Consider the following 20,443-nt stretch of genomic DNA (forward strand, 5'->3'; position numbering starts at 1 on the left):
GGGCCACGCGGTACGCGCGCGTACTGTGGAGTGGTTGTGTTCATCGGCTGAAGGAGGCCATCGGTGACGGCGGAGGCCAACACTCGACGCGCTGCAGACGACCAGCTGGTCGTCGATACCGCGCACGGTCCCGTGCGCGGAGTCGACAACGGGACGGTCAAGGCGTGGAAGGGCATTCGCTATGCCGCGGCACCGGCCGGCGAGCTGCGGTGGCGAGCGCCGCAGGCGCCTGAGCGGTGGTCGGAACCGGCCGATGCGACGCGGGTGGGCCCCGCCTGCCCGCAGCCGACGTTTCCCAGGATTCCGCTGAACCTCGGCGCCCCCCAGGGTGACGACTGCCTGACACTGAACGTATGGGCGTCATCGGACACCGAGCCCGGGGACAGCAAGCCGGTCATGGTGTGGGTGCACGGCGGCGCCTACATGCTCGGCGCATCGGCCCAAACGCTCTATCACGGTGGCGTGCTCGCGGGCAGCGGAGACGCGGTGATCATCACCGTCAACTATCGGTTGGGCGCACTGGGTTTCCTGGACCTCTCCTCGTTCTGCGACGGGTTCGAAACGAACCTCGGGCTGCGTGACGTGCTGTTCGCGCTGCAGTGGGTGCGCAACAACATTGCCGGATTCGGCGGAGACCCGACACGCGTTACCTTGTTCGGCGAGTCCGCGGGTGCAGGCATTGTCACCACACTGCTGGCCAGCCCGGCGGCCGAAGGGTTGTTCTCGGCGGCGATCGCCCAAAGTTCGCCCGCCACATCGATTTACGACCAGGAGCGCGGTCGTCGCGTGGCCGATCAGTTCCTCGATGCGTTGAATCTCGGACGCGACGACGTCGGGCGGCTGCCCACGATCCCGATCGACGCGGTGCTGACCGCCTCCAAGCATGTCTTCGACCAGGTGCCGGTCAGTGCGCCGGGAACACTGGCGTTCGTCCCGATCATCGACGGTGACATCGTGCCGGAGCATCCGGTCAAACTTGCCAGGGAAGGGCGCACTCATCCGGTCCCGCTGATCATCGGCACCAACAAGCACGAGGCCGCCCTGTTCCGCTGGATGAAGTCACCGCTGATGCCGATCACGCCGGAGGCGCTGCGGACGATGTTCGCCGACATCGCTGCCGAGCAGCCGGCCCTGCAGCTGCCCAGTGAAGCGCAGATCCGTACCGCATACCGCGGGCGGCCGAAGGCGATCGGCATGGGAGTGGCCCGCGACATCGGTTTCCGCATGCCCTCTATTTGGTTCGCCGACGGCCATCGTGAGGTCGCACCCGTCTACCTCTACCGGTTCGACTTCGCGACCCCGATGCTGCGCCTGCTGCGCCTCGGCGCGGCACATGCCACCGAGCTGCCGTACGTATGGGGCAACCTGGTCGCCGGGCCGAAGGACCCTACGTTCAAACTGGGTGGGCTCAAGGCCGGTAAGACGGTGTCGGCACGGATGCGCAAGCGCTGGGTGAGCTTCGCGGTGGACGGTAAGCCCTCGGCGTCAGCAGCGGATCCCCAATGGCGTCCGTACCGCAAAGAGGATCGTGCTTCGCTGATCATCGACGCGGCCGAGCGGGTGGTCGACGATCTCGACCGTGACCTGCGACTGGCCTGGGGCGACGAGGTGCTCAGCTTCCGCTGAGTGGCGCCCGTCGTAAACTTTCCCACCGGAGGTGTCACCGTGGACTGGACACGTGTTTTCTCGGACGTGCTACCGCCGCTGATGCACGACCCGGTGACGTTCGCCATCCCGTTCTTCCTGATCTTGCTCGTCATCGAATGGGTCAGCGCGGGCAAGCTGGTGCATGACGAGGCGGAGCGCGCCCCCGCGGGTGCCTATCTCAAGCCCGACGCGTGGGCGAGCATCAAGATGGGCCTGGTCTCGATCGCCACCAGCGGCGTCCTCAACGCCGTCGCCCTACTGGCCTACGCCGCGCTGTACGTCTACGTCGCACCGTGGCAACTGCCGGCCACCGCCTGGTACACGTGGGTGATCGCCATCGTCGGCGTCGACGTTCTGTACTACGTCTATCACCGGATCGCTCATCGGGTCCGCTTGATCTGGGCGACGCATCAGGCACACCATTCCAGCCAGTACTTCAACTTCGCGACCGCGCTGCGCCAGAAATGGAACATCAGCGGCGATGTCTTCCTGCGAGCCCTGCTGCCATTGCTCGGCGTGCCGCCGTGGATGGTGTTCGCCAGCTTCTCGATCAACCTCATCTACCAGTTCTGGATCCACACCGAGCGCATCGGAAAGCTATGGCGGCCAATCGAGTTCGTGTTCAACACGCCATCACATCACCGGGTTCATCACGGTATGGACCAGCAGTACCTTGACAAGAATTACGGCGGCATCTTCATTCTCTGGGACCGGCTGTTCCGCAGCTTCAAGGAAGAGAACGTCCGCCCGAACTACGGGCTGACCAAACAGGTGGACACCTACAACATCTGGACCCTGCAGATCCACGAGTACGTGTCGATCTTCCGCGATGTCCGGGCAGCACCGCGATGGCGCGACAAGCTCGGTTACGCCTTCGGGCCTCCCGGTTGGCTGCCTGCCGAACAGCGCGTCGAGGACCCGGCCAAGGTTCGCGTCTAGGATTTTTCGGCGCCGGTGCCATCGGCCCCGTAGTGTCCGCCATGTGCAGACCGTGTTCGATGCCCCCGTTGATCCCCGATTGATCGAACGTTCGCTTGCGGCAAGCACCTTCGGCTCGATGTGGCTGGACATTTCACGGCCCGCCTACCCGCAGCTGACGGCGCCGGTCACCTGCGACCTGCTCGTGGTCGGCGGCGGTTACACCGGGCTCTGGACGGCACTGCATGCCGCCGAGCGCAATCCGGACCGACGGATAGTGCTGATCGAGGCCAACCGCATCGGCTGGGCGGCATCGGGACGCAATGGCGGTTTCGTCGACGCCAGCCTGACTCACGGCGCCGAGAACGGAAAGTCGCGCTGGCCCAAGGAGATCGACACCCTCGATGACATGGGTTTGCAAAACCTCGACGGCATGCAGTCCGACATCGAGCGGCTGGCGCTCGATACGGAGTGGCAGCGCACGGGAATGCTTTCGGTCGCGACCGAACCGCATCAAGTCGACTGGTTACGGGACGCGGCGGATGGGGGAGAAGGGCGCTTCCTCGATACCCGGCAGGTGCGCGCGGAGGCGAACTCGCCGACCTACCTCGCTGGCCTGTTCAGCGCCGACAGTTGCGCCATCGTCCACCCGGCCAAGCTCGCGTTCGAATTGGCCCGCGCGTGTACGGAGGCCGGTGTGCAGATCTACGAGGGCGCCAACGCCACCCGCATGGACGCCGACGGCTCCGCACTGCGTGCGCACACCGCGACTACGACCATCACCGCTCGCCAGGTAGTGCTGGCGACGAATGTCTACAAGAGCCTGCTGCGGCGTAACCGGTTGCACACCGTGCCGGTGTACGACTACGTGCTGGCGACCGAGCCGCTCACCGGCGCGCAGCTGGGCCGCATCGGGTGGCGAAACAGGCAGGGGATAGGCGACTGCGCCAACCAGTTTCACTACTACCGGCTGACGATGGACAACCGCATCGTATGGGGCGGCTATGACGCCGTATACCACTTCGGAGGCAAGGTCGATCCTGCGTACGAAGACCGCCCCGATACCTACGAGCGCCTCGCCGCGCACTTCTTCATCACCTTCCCGCAACTCGAGGATGTCCGGTTCTCGCACCGCTGGGCGGGGGCCATCGACACCAACACGCGGTTCTGCGCGCACTGGGGTCTGGCTTTCGACGACCGCGTCGCGTATGTCAACGGGTTCACCGGCCTCGGGGTGGGCGCGGCGAGGTTCGCCGCCGACGTGTGTCTGGACCTGCTTGAGGGCAGCCCCACACCGCGCACCGAGTTGGAGATGGTGCGCCGGCGTCCGCTGCCGTTCCCGCCAGAACCGGCCGCGAGTATCGGCATTCAGGCGACGCGATGGTCTCTTGACCGCGCCGATCACTCGGCGGGACGCCGCAACATGTTCCTGCGTACCCTCGATGCGCTGGGCCTGGGTTTCGATTCTTAAAACGGCGCGCGCACCAGCAAAGGGCCGTCTGCTAGCTGAGCAACGTAATACGTTCGCGCCGAATAGTTTTGGACACCTGTTGTTCGGTAGACGTTTCCAATCGCGGTGAGTCAAGCCCTGCCGCGACCGACCGTGGGTCAGTAGGCTCGATGCATTCTGTTCGATCGCTTTTCGAGGAAGGGGAACGACGTGGCAGACACACTCACCGAGGGTCAGAAGCTCCAGAGGGGGGATGCACTGACCTCCAGCAACGGGGCGTACACGCTGACGTTGCAGCAGGACGGCAACCTGGTCCTGGCCGCCCGCGGACAGGCCGTGTGGGCGACGGGCACCGACGGCCAGAACGTCGAGCGTGCCGAGGTGCAGACCGACGGCAACTTCGTCCTGTACACGTCGGAGAAGCCGGTGTGGCACAGCGATACAAAGGGCAGCAAGGACGTCAAGCTCGTGCTACAGGACGATCGCAACCTGGTGCTGTACGCCAAGGGCGGCCCCGCGTGGTCGACCAAGACCGAGACGTCCGAACCGCCGCCGGCCCCCGAGAAGGAGATCGCGGGGCCCGAACCCGCGGCACCAGAAGTTGCCGCCGCTGTCGCCGAGGAACCGGCACCCGCGCCTGCGCCGGAACCGGCCCCCGCTCCGCCACCACCGCCGCGGCCGGCTCCGCGGACCTACACCGTGGTGTCCGGTGACACGCTCTGGGCGATCTCGGAGCGCTTCTACGGCGACGGCAGCAAGTATCAGGTGATCGCCGATGCGAGCGGCGTTGCCAACCCCGATCTGATCCACCCGGGGCAGGTGCTGACGATCCCCTGAACGACCCACTCAGGGACGAAATTCTGTGCTGGGGGGACGCCAACTCTGTGACCGCCGTTGCCGGGCTGTAACGCTTCCGTGATCCTTGCCGATGGGCTTGAGTAGGTACGACAGTTGTGTGATTGCTCCTGGTCGGGCGCGGGTATCGCTTCTCGCACTCGGCCTATGAGCATCGCTTAACGCCGGTACCCTTTACTCACTTGAGACCCAAGGGGGCGACGATGCGCCGACGTTCGTTACGCGTATTGGCGACAGTGGCGGCCTCACTCGGCGCGCTCGTGCTCCCCGGAGCTCCGGTGCAGGCCGATCCGGGCGTCGTGGTGTTCCCCGGCATGGAAATCATCCAGGGCACCAACGCCTGCACCTTGGGATTCGTCGACCCCGGCGCGCGGATCGCCTACACCGCGGGCCATTGCCGCGGCGACGGCACGGTGCAGGACCGCGGCCGCAGGCACATCGGGCAGCAAGCGTCGTTCCGCGACAACACTCCCGACGGCGCCACGATCGACACCAACCACCAGATCACCGACTGGGAGGCGATCACCATCGATCCCGACGTCGCGATCAACAACATCCTGCCGCGCGGCCTGGTGCTCGTGTCCGACCCTGGCGTCGTGCCCACGCCCGGGATGCCGGTATGCCACTTCGGCGTGGTGACAGGTGAGAGCTGCGGGAACATTCAGGCCGTCTACAACGGCTGGTTCACAATGACCAACGGTGTGGTGAGTCAGAAGGGCGATTCCGGCGGGCCGGTCTATTTCATCACTCCCGACGGCAGGGCCGCGATGGTCGGAATGTTCAACAGCACCTGGGGGCAGTTCCCCGCCGCCGTGTCCTGGCACGTCGCCAATCAGCAGGCGCATCAGGACGTCATCTCCGCGGCCTCGGCTCCCGTGCCCTAGCGGTGTAGCTCGAATACGGGGATCGACGGCGCCGTTGCGCTGATCTCGGCGTCCGAGGATTCTGGTGTCAATCCGCCGACGTGTCCCTTCACCTCCCAGTACCACCGATCAAGGTAGTGCCGCAACAACTCTGGCTTGGAGTCGTCGGCGACCTCGGTGATGCGAATCTCGCGGCTGTGCCACCGTGGCCCCATTTCGATGACGCCCGCGGCCCGTGCGTTGCGAACCCACTGCGTGGTGCCGCGCGGTGAAACCAGGTAGTCGCGCCCGGCGACGGTCAGCAGGTTGACCACCACTCCGCGACGCTTTCCGGTCTTCCGGCCACGGACGCGCACCGCCACCGTGCCGGCGATGCTGACCCCGACTTCGGCGAGGAGGCGGAACACTTCATTGAAGGCGCGGGTAGCGGCTGTGGGTTGGTCGTACCGCACGGTCATCACATTCTCCTTCGATTCGAGAGCAGCGCTCTCTTTTGAGGGTCGCACGCGGAGCCGGGAAAATCAAGAGCAGTGATCTCGGTTTGTGCGACACTGGCGACATGGGCAAGCGGCAGGACGCGCGCGACCGCATCGAGAGCCAGATCATCGAACTTGGCCGTCGCCACCTCGTCGCCGAAGGTGCCGCCGCGTTGTCGCTGCGCGCCATCGCACGCGACCTAGGCATGGTGTCGTCGGCGGTCTACCGGTACGTGGCCAGTCGCGATGAGTTGCTGACACTGCTGCTTGTCGACGCCTATTCGGAACTGGCCGACGCGGTGGACGACGCCGCCGCGGCCGCGAAGTCCTGGCGCGATCGGTTGTCTGCCATGGCGCAGGCTGCGCGGCGGTGGGCCGTCGATCACCCGGAGAGATGGGCATTGCTGTACGGCAGTCCGGTGCCAGGGTATCGGGCGCCGGCGGAGCGAACCGTCGGCCCGGGCACGCGGGTGGTCGGTGCGCTGTTCGACGCCGTGGCCGCCGGTCTCGCGATCGGTGAGATCTCAAAAACGGAAATTACTGTGGCGCAGCCTTTGTCGTCGGACTTCGAGCGAGTGCGCGAGGAGTTCAGTTTTCCCGGGGATGACTCCGCGGTGGCCAAGTGCTTTCTATTGTGGGCGGGCCTGATCGGGGCGATCAGCCTGGAGGTGTTCGGCCAGTACGGTCCGGACACTCTCACCGATCCAGCTGACGCATTCGATCTCCAGGTCGAGCTGTTGTTGGAGATGCTGACACGCTAATTCAGTATTGACTTATATAAGTCACTGCTTTAACTTTAGATCGTGCACGCGTTCGACGTCCTGGGCGACCCGGTGCGACGGCGCATTCTCGAATTGCTTGCCGCGGGCGAGCAGTCGGCCGGAACCATCGGTGCGCAGATTCAGGACGAGTTCGCGATAAGTCAGCCTGCGGTCTCGCAGCATCTCAAGGTGTTGCGGGAGAACGGATTCACCTCGGTGCGTCCAGACGGGCAGCGCAGGCTCTACGCCGTAAATGGCGCGGCGCTGCGCGATGTCGATGAGTGGCTCGACGGCTTCCGCCGGTTCTGGGCTCCCAAACTGGACGCCCTGGCGACCGAAATCGCGCGAGGTAAGCGACAACGCAGAAATCAAGGAGGGCAACATGACTGAGGTAGATGTCGAGCATCAAATCAATGCCGTCGAGCGCAAGTTGGGTTCGCGCATCATCGATGCCAAGGATGCGCACGTCGTCACCATCAGCCAGTCCTACGACACCGATCAGGACGATCTCTGGGACGCCGTGACGAGCATCGAGCGCATTCCACGGTGGTTGATGCCGATTTCGGGCGACCTGACCGTTGGCGGCTCCTACCAGTTGGAAGGTCAGGCGGGCGGCACCGTACTGACGTGCGATCCGCCGAAAAACTTCACCGCGACCTGGGAATTCGGCGGAGGCATCAGTTGGATTGATGTCAGCGTCAGCGCCGACGGCCCGGACCGTGCGCGCTTGGTGATCGAGCACATCGCTCACGTCGACGACCACTGGGATCAATTCGGGCCGGGCGCTGTCGGGATGGGCTGGGATTCGATGGTGCTCGGGCTCGCGATCCACATGGCAACCGGGGAGGCCATCGACCCGTCGTTCGGCGAACAGTGGATCGTCACCGACGATGGCCGTCGATTCCTCACACTCTCGGGCGAAAAGTGGTGTGACGCGAACGTCGCATTCGGAACCGATCCCGCGGCGGCGCGCGACATGGCGAAGCGATGCCTGGCGGCGTACCTCGGTGAGGAAAACTAGAACACGTTCTAGCTATCCGGAGCGGCCGGAGATATCCTCGACCCGATGCATGCCCAGACACCTGTCCAGATTGCGTGGGTGACGCGGGACCTCGACGCCACCGAAAAGGCGCTGACCACGATGTTGGGCGCCAAGAAGTGGGTGCGTATCCCGGACGTCCACTTTGCGCCCGACACGTGCACCTTCCGCGGCAGCCCCGCCGACTTCACCGCGACCATTTCGTTCAGTTATGCCGGTGACATCCAGCTCGAGCTGATCGCGCCGCTCAATGGCGGCCCGAGTGTGTACACGGAGTTCCTCGACGCCGTCGGTCCCGGTCTGCACCACGTGTGCATCGAGGCGCCCGACGCCGCGGCGTTCGACGCCGCACTGCGTGACGCGGAACGCAACGGCACGCCCGTCGTCCAGCAGGGGATCATGCCCGGAGGGATGACGTTCGCCTACCTGTCGGCCGCTGACGCCGGCGCCCCCTACATCGAGATCGCCGTCATCCCTGACGAGATCAAGTCATTTTTCGACTACGTGAAACAGGAGCAACAGTGAGCGCTCTCGACATTCCGGACACCGTCAACGCCGCTGACGTGGAGTCATGGTCCGACGAGGTCGACGTCCTCGTCATCGGCTTCGGTATGGCAGGTGGTTGTGCGGCGGTCAGCGCCGCGGCGGCGGGAGCGAACGTCCTGGTGCTGGAGAAGGCGGCTGCCGCGGGTGGCACCAGCGCTATGGCCGGCGGCCACTTCTATCTCGGTGGCGGCACCGCGGTACAGCAGGCCACCGGACATGACGACAGTGCTGATGAGATGTACAAGTACCTCGTCGCGGTGTCTGCCGACCCTGATCTCGACAAGATCCGCCTCTACTGCGACGAAAGCGTCGAACACTTCGATTGGCTTGAGGCGCTTGGGTTTCAGTTCGAACGCAGCTACTGGAAGGGCAAGGTGGTGGTGCCGCCCGGCACCGAGGGGCTGTCCTACACCGGCAACGAGAAGGTGTGGCCGTACTGCGAGCAGGCCAAGCCTGCGCCGCGCGGACACTCGGTGCCGGTGCCGGGGGAGTTGGGCGGTGCCGCCATGGTCATCGATCTGCTCGTCAAGCGGGCCACCGATCAGGGCGTGCAGATCCGCTATGAGACCGGCGTGACCAATCTGGTGGTCGACGGCGGGGGCGTGGTCGGTGTCCGCTGGAAGCACTTCGGCGAGACCGGGACGATCAAGGCCAAGGCGGTCGTCATCGCCGCGGGCGGGTTCGCGATGAACGCCGCCATGGTCGCCGAGCACACACCCGCCCTGGGGCAGAAGCGGAAAACCAAACACCACGGCGAGGTCGAGCCGTACATCCTGGGTAACCCTCACGACGACGGAGTCGGGATCGGCCTCGGCGTGTCGGCCGGGGGCGTGGCCGAGAACCTGGACGGGCTGTTCATCACCGCCGCGGCCTACCCGCCAGAGATCCTGCTGACGGGCGTCGTGGTCAACAACCAGGGAGAGCGGTTCGTCACCGAGGACTCCTACCACTCACGCACATCGGCGCACGTTCTGGAGCAACCCGACCAGCAGGCATATCTGATCGTCGACGAGGCGCACATGCAGATGCCCGAGATGCCGCTGATCAAGTTCATCGACGGATTCGAAACTGTCGCGGAAATGGAAGAGGCTCTTGGTATTCCGGCGGGCAAACTCGCTGCGACCCTCGACCGGTACAACGAGAACGCCGCACGTGGCGAGGATCCGGACTTTCACAAGCAGCCGGAATACATTGCCGCACAGGACAATGGGCCGTGGGCGGCGTTCGATCTGTCACTGGGGGTGGCGATGTACTCGGGATTCACCATGGGTGGTCTCGATGTGTCCATCGACGGGCAGGTGCTGCGCTCCGACGGCAGCCCCATTCCCGGCCTGTACGCGGCGGGCGCGTGCGCGTCGAACATCGCCCAGGACGGTAAGGGCTATGCCAGCGGCACCCAACTAGGTGAAGGTTCGTTCTTCGGCCGGCGCGCGGGTGTGCACGCCGCGCGGGCCTAAACCTGCGCGGGTTCGTCGTCTCCGACTCGGCCCAACCGCCATTCGCCGCCGCCGAGCAGTTCGAGTTCGTGGGTGTGATGCTGCTCGAGGGCCTTGCGGTGACTGACGCTGACCAGGATGGTGTCGGGCAGCTCGGTGCGAATGAGGGTGTACAGCAAGAACTCCAGACCTTCGTCCAGTGCCGACGTCGACTCGTCGAAGAACACCGCTTTCGGTTTGGTCAACGACACCCGGGCGAATGCGATCCGCTGTTGCTCGCCGGGGGAGAGTACTTTCGCCCAGTCCTGGACCTCATCGAGTCGACCAGTTAGGTGCGGAAGTGCGACCTTCTCCAACGTTCGCTTCAGCGTCGCGTCGTCGATCTCACCTTCCTCGTTCGGGTAGCTGACAACGGCGCGCAGATTGCCGAGCGGCACATAGGGCATTTGGGAGAGGAACATGGTCTCGTTGGGCCCACACGGCCGTGTCAACGTCCCTGAGGTGTAGGGCCACAACTCGGCGAGGCTGCGCAGCAGCGTCGTCTTGCCCGAGCCGGATTCACCCTTCACCGCCAAGGTGTCGCCGACCTCGAGACGCAAGTCGAGCGGATTAAGGAGTTGCTTCCCGTCGGGGGTTCGCACCTCGATTCTCTTGAGTTCCACCGTGCCGTCCTTGCACGCTGTGGTCGTGATCTCGGGCAGTGACCGGCCCTCTTCGTTTGCCGTCATCAACCCGTCGAGACGGATAATCGACGCCCGGTAGCCAGCGAACGCGTCGTACGCATTCCGGAAGAAGGACAGGCCATCTTCGATGCTGCCGAATGCCGACGCCGACTGCGTCATGGCGCCGAGCGTGATTTCGCCGCTGAAGAAGCGGGGGAATTGGAACAGGTAGGGCGGCACCACGATGATCTGGCTCATCGACAGGTTCCAGCCGTAGAAACCCAGCATCCTGTTGATCCATCGCTTGTAGTTGGCGACGATCGGTGCGAAGAGTTTGCGCAACCCGGTGCGCTCGGCGAGTTCGCCGCGGTAGAAGGCAACAGCTTCCGACGCATCGCGCAGGCGCACCAATGCATAACGGAAGGCCGCGTTGAACTTCTCGTTGCGGAACGACAGCCAGATGATCGGGCGACCCACCCAGAACGCGATGACCGACGCGAAGAGCACGTAGCCCAGCAGGATCCAGAACATCGCCTTGGGGAGTTCGTAGTTCACGAACGGAAGCGTGAGTGTCCCCGACAGGTTCCACAGAATCATCGTGAACGCCATCATCGAGGCGAGCGCGTTGACCCCACCGAACAACAGCGTCGACGTCGACGTGTTGCCCGGCGTGTTCGGAAGGCCACCGACGCCCGCGGTGAAGATGTCGATGTCGTACTGGATTCGCTGATCGGGGTTGTCGATCGTGTCGTCGATGAAGCGGCCGCGGTAGTACGCCTTGCCGTCGAGCCAGTCGCCCGTCAGCCGATCAGTCAGCCATGCGCGCCAGGCCAGCATGAAGCGCTGCGTGATGAACAGATCGAGCATGATTCGCGCAACATGCAGGAACGCCAGGATCGAGAACACGATCATCGACATGTAGAAGCCGTCGCGCCCGGAGTTCCTGACCTCGTCGCTGCCGGTCGCCAGCCCCCCTGCGACGGCCTGAAGGGCGGTCATCATGTCGTTGCCCTGGAAGCTGAACAGCACGGTCAGCCGAACGCCCACCATCACCGACAGCAGGATGACCGCTAGCCACAGCCAAACCCTGACGCTTTCCGGGCCTTTGAAGTAATCGCCGGTGATGCGCCAGAACTGCCTGCCCCACACCGTGTACTTGGCGATCAGCACACAGATCAACAGCGTCGCCACCGCGGCGATCAACCACGCCTGGCCGATCCATTGCAGCGACGCCAGGAGCTCATGTCCCCAGTCCAGCGTCGGGACGAACATTCCCTCTTCCACTGTGGCAAGGTACCTCGCCAGCCTGTTACAGGGGTTGCCAGTGGTCTCAACTCTCCGTAGCGACGCGGGCGAGCCGCCACGCGCCGTCGCCGACCAACTCCAGCCGCCGGCTGTGGAACTGTCCGACGGTGACGCGGTGGCTCACACTCACCACGATCGCGTCGCGGAGTTCAGCACGCAGTAGCTCGTAGAGCATCAACTCCAGACCCTCGTCCAGTGCCGATGTCGACTCGTCGAGAAACACCGCCGACGGCCGATTCAGCAGTATGCGGGCGAATGCGAGGCGTTGTTGTTCACCGACGGAGAGCACTTTCGCCCAGTCCTGGGTGTCGTTGAGGCGTATGGCGAGCTGCGACAGTGCGACCTTGACGAGCGCTTCTTGGATCTCCCGGTCGCCGATCGAGCCGTTCGCGAGCGGATAGGACGCGACGGCGCGCAGGTCGCCGAGCGGGAGATAGGGGAGTTGTGGCACGAACATCGCTTCGCTGCGGCCGGCCGGAAACCGGACGACGCCCGAGGCGAACGGCCATAACCCGGCCAGGCTCTGCAGCAGGACCGTCTTGCCGATTCCAGACCGTCCGCTGATCAATAGTGAGTCACCGGGATGAAGCCTCAGGCTGAGCCCGCGGACGAGCGAATCGCCGTTCGGGGTGCGGACCTCGACGTGGTCGACCTCCAACGAACCATCGTCCGAGCCCGCCGTGTCGATTGACGTGAACAATCCCGCTCGCGAGTTCTGATCAGACAGCCCATCCAGTCGAATGATGACTGCGCGATAGCTGGCAAATTGGTCGTAGGCGTTGCGGAAGAACGAGAGTGAGTTATGGATCTCGGTGAAAGCGTTGGACGACTGCCACACGTCGCCGAACGAAATCCGTTGTGCAAAAAGCGCTTGCGCCTGCACGATCCACGGAAGGGGGTTGATTGCCTGGCTCATGGTCACGTTGAAGCCGAAGAACAGCATCATTCTGTTCAGCCAGTTCCGGTAGTTGCGCATGACGTCGGAGAGTCGGCCGTCCAGCAGCTTTCGTTCGGCGTTCTCGCCGCGGTACATGCCGACAGCGGCGCCGGTGTCGCGCAACCGCACCAACGCATACCGGAAGCCCGCGTTGCGAAGTTCGTTGAGATAGCTCAACCGGATCAATGGTCGACCGATGACGAACGCGACCACCGTCACCACCAACACGTAGGCGATCACGATCCAGAACAGCGCCTTGGGCAGGACCATGCCGCCGATGGTGACGGGTTCGGACAACCGCCACAGAATCGCACCGAACGACAGCACCGAGACGGCGGCGTGCACCGCGCCGAACAACAAGGTGTTGCTCGAGTTGAAGATCGGGTTGTTCGTGCCGCCGCCGACGCCCGCGGTGAAGCTGTCGATGTCCTGCTGGATTCGCTGATCGGGATTGTCGATGGGCTGACGCGTGAACTGAGCGCGAAAGTAGGCGAAGTCACCGAGCCAATCGCCGATGAACTGATGGCTCAACCAGATTCGCCATCGCATCATGAATCGTTGCGTCACGTACATGTCGATTAGCAATCGCACGAGGTAGCACCCTGCGAGGACGCCGAACACCGCGATGGACGCCCAGAAACCATCGATACCGGACGAGCGCACCGCATCGTTGGAGCCGCCCTGGAACGCGATCTGCACCGCGGTGAACAAGTCGTTGACGTAGTAGGTCAGGAGAACGTTGATGCGGACCGAGACGATCGTCGACAGCAGGAGAAACCCGACGACCACCCACACCGGCGTGCTCCGTCTGCCGGTGAAATAGCCAGACGTGATGCGCCAGAACTGACGTCCCCACTCGGTCATGCGGCCGATGAGCACCAGGACGACGAGTAGGCACACCGCGGTGATGACGAACATTTGCAGAATCCAGATCGCGGAGTTGCCGATTTCGCGGCTCCAGTCGATGGACGACTCGAACTGTGAGTTCAAAGCGGCTAGCCGAACGTCTTTCGCAGGTATGCCGTCAGGCCGTCGACGTCGGAGTGCTCGCCGGCGAATCCGAGGTATCCGTCGGGCCTGACGACGAAAGCGGCGTGCCCAGCCGTCGGATACGCAGCGGCGAAATTCGACTCCGCGTCGCGTATCAACGGCAGCACCGTGCTGCCGACGTCCGCGCCCGGCGCGGCGACGAGATACACGTGGAGATGGTCGCCGGCGATCGCTGTCGCGGCCTCCGCAGCCTTTTCGAACTGCTCGACGTCGGCGGGCCCGGCGGTGCCGTCCGCGTACAGCAGCAGTGTGTGGCCCGGCCCGAAAAGCGAGAACAGCCGCAGCGGTCCGGTGACCGCGGCGCGGGTCAGTCCCGTCGCGTCGGGCGCCCGTCCGCCCGCGTTGGACGCCACGATTGGGCTGTCGGCGTAGTTGATGAGTAGCTGGGCCTCGCGGCGGATCACGTAGTCGACATCGGTCGAATCGGAACCGATGCCGTCACGCGCACTGCGTACGGTCCTGCCGACGACCTCCTCGCCGACGGGCCGGCGTTCGGCGTCGTAGCTGTCGAGCAGAGCGGGTGCCGCACGGCCGGACACCGCGAGCGCGAGCTTCCAGGCCAGGTTGTGCGCGTCCTGGATTCCGGTGTTCATGCCCTGCGCACCCGTCGGCGGGTGGATGTGTGCGGCGTCGCCCGCGACGAACACGCGGCCTCGGCCGTAGGCGTCGACGATGCGGTGGCTGATCCGAAAGACGGAGGACCAGCGCATGTTTCGCGCCGTCGTCGGCTCAGGGGACAGCCGGTCGAGCACCGCCTGCACATGGCTCAGCTCGGGTTTTCGGTCGCCCTCGAAGCCGTGTGCGATGCTCTGCGACGGTGCCGCGGACAGCTCGGGCGGAACGAGCATCGACATCCGATATCGGCCGCGCCCTGGCAGTGGGATACAGACCAGCAGATCGTCTGTCGCGCCGTCGGTCTGATGCATCGCGCGGACGGCGTAGCCGCGGGGCACCGACCAGTCCACCTCGACATCGCCGAGCATGTACTGCTCCTCGAACGCCGCGCCCTCGAACGTGAGCCCAAGGGCCTTGCGCACTGCGCTGTGCGCACCGTCGGCGCCGATGAGGTAACCGGCCTGCACCGTATGTTCACCGCCGTCACCGGCGAGCGTGACGCGCACTCCGTCGGCGTCCTGTTCGAACCCGGTGACCCGCACGCCGCGCTCGACCTCGACGCCGCGCATTGCGAGTTCGGAGCGCAGGATCCGTTCGGTGGCGTACTGCGGTATGGCGGTGAAGCCGAACGGCACATCGGACGGAACGGCGAAATCGACCTGGCCGACCTTCTCGCCGTTGACGTACACGATCTGACCGTGCATCTCGATGGCCGCGTCCAGCATGCGCCCTAGCAGGCCCATCGACTCGAACACTTCGAGCGTACGTGGTTGCACACCAACAGCTTTGGCATACTGCGGCGGTTCCAGCAGTGGGTCGACGATGCGGCAATCGATGCCGCGTCGGGTCAGTTCGATGGCCGCGGTGAGGCCGATGGGGCCGGCGCCGGCGATGAGTACTTGCGTTTGCGAAGAGTTCGGCACGGGCTGATTATGCTGCCTGCATGAGCAATGACGCTCCGCTATCTGAACTCTCTTCCGTCAACGCCGGACACCTCATCGCCCGGCGGTTGCGGGCGAGCGGGATCGACACGGTCTTCACCCTGTCGGGCGGTCACCTGTTCTCGATCTACGACGGTTGTCAGGCCGAGAACATTCGCCTGATCGACACCCGACACGAACAGACCGCGACGTTCGCCGCCGAGGGCTGGTCGAAGGTGACCCGCGTACCCGGCGTGGCTGCGCTGACCGCGGGGCCCGGTGTCACCAACGGCATGAGCGCGATGGCTGCCGCGCAGCAGAACCAATCTCCACTGGTCGTGCTCGGCGGCCGCGCACCTGCCGCACGCTGGGGACAGGGCTCGCTGCAGGAGATCGATCACGTGCCGTTCGTCGCGCCGCTGACCCGCTTCGCGGCGACCGCGCAGTCACCGGACGCCGTCGGCCCGTTGATCGACGATGCGTTGCGCGCGGCGTCGGGAATCGACGGGCAACCGACGGGGGTGGCTTTTGTCGACTTCCCGATGGATCACGTGTTCGGCACCGCCCACGACGACGGAGGACCCGGCGCACTCGCCGGTTCGTCCACGGTGGTGCAGCCCGACGGCAACGCCGTCGACACGGCCGTCCGACTGCTCGCAGGTGCTCAACGGCCCGTCATCATGGCGGGCACCAACGTGTGGTGGGGGCATGCCGAAACCGCCCTGCTGCGCCTAGCCGAAACGCTGCGCATTCCGGTGCTGATGAACGGCATGGCGCGCGGCACCGTGCCCGCCGATCACGACCTCGCGTTCTCGCGGGCTCGGTCGAAAGCGTTGCGCGAGGCCGACGTTGCCGTCGTGATCGGCGTGCCCATGGACTTCCGGCTCGGCTTCGGCGGCGTGTTCGGAGCTGAAACCACACTGATCGTGGCCGACCGCGTCCGACCCGACCGACCGCACCCTCGCGACGTCGCCGCCGAGCTGTACGGAGATCTGACCACCACCCTGACGGCACTGTCGGGCGCGACGCCGTGCGACCACGAGGCCTGGATAGCCGACCTGCGCGCCACGGAGATCAACGTGCGCGCGACTGAAGCCGACGAGTTGGCCGATGACCGCACGCCGCTGCATCCGATGCGGGTGTACGCCGAACTGAGCCCGCTGCTGGATCGGGACGCGATCGTCGTGATCGATGCCGGCGATTTCGGTTCCTACGCCGGCCGGGTCATCGACAGCTATGTGCCGGGCGCATGGCTGGACAGCGGCCCGTTCGGCTGTCTGGGGTCGGGACCGGGATACGCGCTGGCCGCCAAGCTGGCCCGACCCGATCGGCAGGTAGTGCTGTTGCAGGGCGACGGCGCATTCGGGTTCTCCGGCATGGAGTGGGACACGTTGGTGCGTCACGGGGTTCACGTGGTGTCGGTGATCGGCAACAACGGAATCTGGGCGCTGGAGAAGCACCCCATGGAGATGTTGTACGGCTATTCGGTGGTCGCCGAACTTCGACCAGGCACGCGCTACGACGAGGTCGTCACCGCACTGGGCGGCCACGGTGAACTGGCGACCACGCCGGCCGATTTGCGGCCCGCGCTGGAGCGGGCCTTCGCGGCCGGAGTGCCCGCTGTCGTCAATACGCTGACCGATCCGACGGTGGCGTACCCGCGTCGCTCCAATCTCGGCTGACCCTGTCGCGAGCGTGCGTGTCTGCAGGCGACACGCCGTGGTTCTTCGGCAGTTTGCGCACCCTCCGCCGCGTTCGAGCGCGAACTGGTCGGCGATGTTCCGCCCACCGTGGCAATGCTCCGCGCACCGGCTGCCGGGGTATCGCGACTCGGACCCGTCTTCACACCGACCAGACATCGTGTTCGCGGGCATCGTGCGCATCGGCTTCGGCACCGTCGCCTGACAGCGAAGGTGCGCGAACTGCGCACATTCGGCGGCGTGTCGGCTTCAGACACGCACGCTCGCGGGATGAGGGGAGGCGCCGCGTACCGTAAAGCTGTGGCGAAGACCAAAACCCGCACCTCAGGTCGTGTCAGCAGTCGGTTCTGGCGGATGCTCGGGGCGAGCACCGACAGGGATCAGGCCTCGTCGATGGCCCAGGTGGGCGACTCGGCGGAGTACGACGCGAAGGCCGCTGACCTCGACGACGAGCAGCTGCTCAAGGCCGCCAAGCTGCTGAACCTCGACGACCTCGCCGACTCCGCGGACATCCCGCAATTCCTGGCGATCGCCCGGGAGGCGTCCGTCCGGACCACGTCACTGCGACCTTTCGACGTGCAGCTGCAGGCGGCCCTGCGGATGCTCGCGGGCGACGTCGTCGAGATGGCCACCGGCGAGGGCAAGACCCTCTCGGGCGCGATCGCCGCGGCGGGCTATGCGATCGGCGGCCGCCGCGTGCACATCATCACCATCAACGATTACCTCGCACGCCGTGACGCTGAATGGATGGGCCCGCTGCTGGAAGCCTTGGGCCTCAAGGTCGGCTGGGTCACCGCCGACTCGACGCCCGACGAGCGGCGCGCGGCGTACCAGTGCGACGTCACCTATGGTTCGGTCAACGAGATCGGGTTCGACGTCCTCCGCGATCAGCTGGTCACCGACGTGAGCGACTTGGTATCACCGAACCCCGATGTGGCGCTGATCGATGAGGCCGACTCGGTGCTCGTCGACGAGGCGCTGGTGCCGCTGGTGTTGGCCGGAACCACGCACCGCGAGACGCCGAGGGTGGAACTCATCCGGATGGTTGGCGAGCTGACCGAGGACAAGGACTACGAGACCGACTCCGACAGCCGCAACGTGCATCTCACCGAGGCCGGAGCGCGGAAGCTGGAGGCCAAGCTCGGCGGCATCGACCTGTACTCCGAAGAACACGTCGGCTCGACCCTGACCGAGGTCAACGTCGCCCTGCATGCCCACGTGCTCCTGCAACGCGATGTGCACTACATCGTTCGCGACGACGCGGTGCATCTCATCAACTCCTCCCGTGGCCGCATCGCGCAGTTGCAGCGTTGGCCCGACGGCCTCCAGGCCGCGGTGGAGGCCAAGGAAGGTATCGAAACAACCGAAACGGGCGAGGTGCTCGACACGATCACCGTGCAGGCCCTGATCAACCGGTACCCGACGGTGTGCGGAATGACCGGCACCGCGCTGGCCGCGGGCGAGCAGCTGCGCCAGTTCTACAAGCTCGGTGTGTCGCCAATCCCCCCGAACACCCCCAACATTCGCGAGGACGAGACCGACCGGGTCTACGTCACCGCTGCTGCCAAAAACGATGCGATCGTCGAGCACATTGTCGAGGTGCACGAAACCCGTCAGCCGGTGCTGGTCGGCACCCGCGACGTCGCCGAGTCCGAAGACCTGCACGAGCGGCTGGTCAAGGCTGGGGTGCCGGCTGTCGTGCTCAACGCGAAGAACGACGCGGAAGAAGCGGCCGTCATCGCCGAGGCGGGAGCGCTCGGGGCGGTGACGGTGTCCACGCAGATGGCCGGCCGCGGTACCGACATCCGGCTCGGCGGGTCCGATGAAGCCGATCACGACAAGGTGGCCGAGCTCGGAGGCCTGCACGTGATCGGCACCGGACGCCACAAGACCGAGAGGCTGGACAATCAGTTGCGCGGGCGCGCGGGACGCCAGGGCGATCCAGGATCGTCGGTGTTCTTCTCCAGCTGGGAAGACGACCTCGCCGCCGCGCACCTCGACGCGAGCAAGCTGCCGATGCAGACCGACGAAGACGGTCGAATCGTCAATCCCCGCGCCGCCACTCAGCTTGACCACGCGCAACGCATCGCTGAAGGGCACCTGTTGGAAGTGCACGCCCAAACGTGGCGTTACAACCAGCTCATCGCCCAGCAGCGCGCCATCCTGGTGGAGCGCCGCGACACGCTGCTTCGCACTCCGACTGCGCGCGAAGAGCTGGAGGAACTGTCACCGGACCGCTACGAGGCGCTGGTGGACGACATCGGCGAGGAGAAGCTCGAGAAGATCTGCCGGCTGATCATGCTGTATCACCTCGACCGTGGCTGGGCCGACCACTTGGCCTACCTGGCCGACATCCGCGAAAGCATCCATCTGAGGGCGCTCGGACGGCAGAACCCGCTCGATGAATTCCACCGGATGGCCGTCGATGCGTTCGGCTCGCTGGCCGCCGATGCGATCGAGGCCGCGCAGCAGACTTTCGATACCGCGGCCTCCATCGAGGACGAGCCCGGCGTCGACTTGTCCAAGCTTGCGCGGCCGACCTCGACGTGGACATACATGGTGCACGACAACCCGCTCTCCGATGACTCGGCGCTGAATCTGCCCGGGGTATTCCGCTAGGTTTTAGGGCCATGGAGGAGCCGCGCAGCCGGCGACATCAGACAGAGGCCGCGAAGTCGTCTGAATCCCGGGTACTGACCGTGCCCAATGTGCTCAGCGCGCTACGCCTGTTGCTGGTGCCGGTCTTTCTGTGGCTGCTGCTCGTCGTGCACGAAACCGCCTGGGCGGTCGGCGTGCTGATGTTCACCGGATTCTCCGACTGGGCCGACGGCAAGATCGCGCGACTGGTCGAGAATCAGTCGTCGAGACTCGGTGAGCTGCTGGACCCGGCGGTCGATCGCATCTACATGGTCGTCATCCCGATTGCCATGGCGATCCACGGATCGGTGCCGTGGTGGATCGTGTTGACCCTGCTCGGCCGCGACGTCGTCCTGGCAGCCACGCTGCCACTGCTGCGCAGTAGGGGACTGACCGCGCTGCCAGTCACCTACATCGGCAAGGCGGCGACCTTCGCGCTGATGTCCGGGCTGCCGTTGATCCTGCTCGGCCAGTGGGATGCGTTGTGGAGTCGTGTGATTCTTGCGTGCGGCTGGGCGTTCTTGATCTGGGGTCTGGTCATGTACCTGTGGTCCGGTGTCCTGTACCTGGTCCAGGTTTCGATGGTGATGCGCGGCATGCCCAAAGTGGGGCGTTGAGGGCACCGG

17 protein-coding genes are annotated in these 20,443 nt (G+C 65.2%); 13 read left to right on the top strand and 4 right to left on the bottom strand.

Features of this window, described 5'->3' with window-relative positions; genetic code table 11:
- Window positions 1–63 precede the first annotated feature (63 nt).
- The 5 genes from ACIA48_RS11770 to ACIA48_RS11790 all read left to right on the top strand — a co-directional run bounded on the left by ACIA48_RS11770 (window position 64) and on the right by ACIA48_RS11790 (window position 5,754).
- Entirely contained in the window at window positions 64–1,626 is a 1,563-nt protein-coding gene (locus ACIA48_RS11770; protein ID WP_396731014.1) for a carboxylesterase/lipase family protein, read from the top strand.
- A gap of 39 nt (window positions 1,627–1,665) precedes the next feature.
- Window positions 1,666–2,586 (top strand): sterol desaturase family protein, encoded by a 921-nt coding sequence (locus ACIA48_RS11775; protein WP_396731016.1) that lies wholly within the window; start codon window positions 1,666–1,668, stop codon window positions 2,584–2,586.
- Window positions 2,587–2,629: 43 nt separating this feature from the next.
- On the top strand, window positions 2,630–4,036 hold the full coding sequence (locus ACIA48_RS11780) for an NAD(P)/FAD-dependent oxidoreductase (protein WP_396731017.1): 1,407 nt from the start codon (window positions 2,630–2,632) through the stop codon (window positions 4,034–4,036).
- Between the two features lie 189 nt (window positions 4,037–4,225).
- On the top strand, window positions 4,226–4,852 hold the full coding sequence (locus ACIA48_RS11785; protein ID WP_396731019.1) for a LysM peptidoglycan-binding domain-containing protein: 627 nt from the start codon (window positions 4,226–4,228) through the stop codon (window positions 4,850–4,852).
- 221 nt (window positions 4,853–5,073) lie between these two features.
- The gene (locus ACIA48_RS11790; protein ID WP_396731021.1) at window positions 5,074–5,754 is read left to right on the top strand and encodes a hypothetical protein; all 681 of its coding nucleotides are present in this window, start codon (window positions 5,074–5,076) and stop codon (window positions 5,752–5,754) included.
- On the opposite strand, the gene ACIA48_RS11795 is transcribed toward ACIA48_RS11790, so the two are convergent.
- Window positions 5,751–6,191 (bottom strand): nitroreductase family deazaflavin-dependent oxidoreductase, encoded by a 441-nt coding sequence (locus ACIA48_RS11795; protein ID WP_396731023.1) that lies wholly within the window; start codon window positions 6,189–6,191, stop codon window positions 5,751–5,753. The two genes, ACIA48_RS11790 and ACIA48_RS11795, sit on opposite strands and share 4 nt — an antisense overlap.
- 101 nt (window positions 6,192–6,292) lie before the next feature.
- Here ACIA48_RS11795 and ACIA48_RS11800 point away from each other — a divergent pair, with 101 nt between their 5' ends.
- Genes ACIA48_RS11800 through ACIA48_RS11820 form a run of 5 tightly spaced genes read left to right on the top strand, consistent with a single transcriptional unit; the run spans window position 6,293 to window position 10,012 of the window.
- Window positions 6,293–6,970 (top strand): TetR/AcrR family transcriptional regulator, encoded by a 678-nt coding sequence (locus tag ACIA48_RS11800; RefSeq protein ID WP_396731025.1) that lies wholly within the window; start codon window positions 6,293–6,295, stop codon window positions 6,968–6,970.
- Between the two features lie 42 nt (window positions 6,971–7,012).
- Complete coding sequence (locus tag ACIA48_RS11805) at window positions 7,013–7,360, top strand: ArsR/SmtB family transcription factor (RefSeq protein WP_396731027.1); 348 nt, start codon at window positions 7,013–7,015, stop codon at window positions 7,358–7,360.
- Complete coding sequence (locus tag ACIA48_RS11810; protein WP_396731029.1) at window positions 7,353–7,991, top strand: SRPBCC domain-containing protein; 639 nt, start codon at window positions 7,353–7,355, stop codon at window positions 7,989–7,991. Before ACIA48_RS11805 ends, ACIA48_RS11810 begins: the two co-directional genes overlap by 8 nt.
- 45 nt (window positions 7,992–8,036) lie before the next feature.
- Window positions 8,037–8,534 (top strand): VOC family protein, encoded by a 498-nt coding sequence (locus ACIA48_RS11815; protein WP_396731031.1) that lies wholly within the window; start codon window positions 8,037–8,039, stop codon window positions 8,532–8,534.
- The gene (locus tag ACIA48_RS11820) at window positions 8,531–10,012 is read left to right on the top strand and encodes an FAD-binding protein (protein WP_396731033.1); all 1,482 of its coding nucleotides are present in this window, start codon (window positions 8,531–8,533) and stop codon (window positions 10,010–10,012) included. Before ACIA48_RS11815 ends, ACIA48_RS11820 begins: the two co-directional genes overlap by 4 nt.
- Here ACIA48_RS11820 and ACIA48_RS11825 read toward each other — a convergent pair.
- From ACIA48_RS11825 to ACIA48_RS11835, 3 genes are read right to left on the bottom strand one after another with little or no spacing between them, the layout of a single operon-like run.
- Window positions 10,009–11,925 carry an ABC transporter ATP-binding protein/permease gene (locus tag ACIA48_RS11825; RefSeq protein ID WP_396732739.1) on the bottom strand — a complete coding sequence of 639 codons (1,917 nt, stop codon included), beginning with the start codon at window positions 11,923–11,925 and terminating at the stop codon, window positions 10,009–10,011. The genes ACIA48_RS11820 and ACIA48_RS11825 overlap by 4 nt on opposite strands.
- A 58-nt stretch (window positions 11,926–11,983) precedes the next feature.
- The gene (locus ACIA48_RS11830) at window positions 11,984–13,885 is read right to left on the bottom strand and encodes an ABC transporter ATP-binding protein/permease (protein ID WP_396731034.1); all 1,902 of its coding nucleotides are present in this window, start codon (window positions 13,883–13,885) and stop codon (window positions 11,984–11,986) included.
- A gap of 5 nt (window positions 13,886–13,890) precedes the next feature.
- Window positions 13,891–15,483 (bottom strand): FAD-dependent monooxygenase, encoded by a 1,593-nt coding sequence (locus tag ACIA48_RS11835; RefSeq protein ID WP_396731036.1) that lies wholly within the window; start codon window positions 15,481–15,483, stop codon window positions 13,891–13,893.
- A gap of 20 nt (window positions 15,484–15,503) precedes the next feature.
- On the opposite strand from ACIA48_RS11835, the gene ACIA48_RS11840 reads away from it, so the two are divergent.
- The 3 genes from ACIA48_RS11840 to ACIA48_RS11850 all read left to right on the top strand — a co-directional run bounded on the left by ACIA48_RS11840 (window position 15,504) and on the right by ACIA48_RS11850 (window position 20,434).
- Window positions 15,504–17,162, top strand: a complete 1,659-nt coding sequence (locus tag ACIA48_RS11840) for an acetolactate synthase (RefSeq protein WP_396731038.1) — start codon at window positions 15,504–15,506, stop codon at window positions 17,160–17,162.
- Window positions 17,163–17,450: 288 nt separating this feature from the next.
- Entirely contained in the window at window positions 17,451–19,799 is a 2,349-nt protein-coding gene (secA2, locus tag ACIA48_RS11845; RefSeq protein WP_396731040.1) for an accessory Sec system translocase SecA2, read from the top strand.
- 11 nt (window positions 19,800–19,810) lie between these two features.
- A complete protein-coding gene (locus ACIA48_RS11850; RefSeq protein WP_396731042.1) occupies window positions 19,811–20,434 on the top strand; it encodes a CDP-alcohol phosphatidyltransferase family protein in 624 nt (207 codons plus the stop codon).
- Window positions 20,435–20,443 lie beyond the last annotated feature (9 nt).

This window comes from Mycobacterium sp. NPDC051804 (assembly GCF_044452905.1).
Classification (GTDB): Bacteria; Actinomycetota; Actinomycetes; order Mycobacteriales; family Mycobacteriaceae; genus Mycobacterium.

Bases quoted from the DNA above. Each gene is read 5' to 3' on its own strand.
- ACIA48_RS11790 (WP_396731021.1), top strand. From the start codon at position 5,074: ATGCGCCGACGTTCGTTACGCGTATTGGCGACAGTGGCGGCCTCACTC.
- ACIA48_RS11795 (WP_396731023.1), bottom strand. From the start codon at position 6,191: ATGACCGTGCGGTACGACCAACCCACAGCCGCTACCCGCGCCTTCAAT.
- ACIA48_RS11800 (WP_396731025.1), top strand. From the start codon at position 6,293: ATGGGCAAGCGGCAGGACGCGCGCGACCGCATCGAGAGCCAGATCATC.
- ACIA48_RS11810 (WP_396731029.1), top strand. From the start codon at position 7,353: ATGACTGAGGTAGATGTCGAGCATCAAATCAATGCCGTCGAGCGCAAG.
- ACIA48_RS11815 (WP_396731031.1), top strand. From the start codon at position 8,037: ATGCATGCCCAGACACCTGTCCAGATTGCGTGGGTGACGCGGGACCTC.
- ACIA48_RS11825 (WP_396732739.1), bottom strand. From the start codon at position 11,925: ATGTTCGTCCCGACGCTGGACTGGGGACATGAGCTCCTGGCGTCGCTG.
- ACIA48_RS11840 (WP_396731038.1), top strand. From the start codon at position 15,504: ATGAGCAATGACGCTCCGCTATCTGAACTCTCTTCCGTCAACGCCGGA.
- secA2 (WP_396731040.1), top strand. From the start codon at position 17,451: ATGAGGGGAGGCGCCGCGTACCGTAAAGCTGTGGCGAAGACCAAAACC.
- ACIA48_RS11850 (WP_396731042.1), top strand. From the start codon at position 19,811: ATGGAGGAGCCGCGCAGCCGGCGACATCAGACAGAGGCCGCGAAGTCG.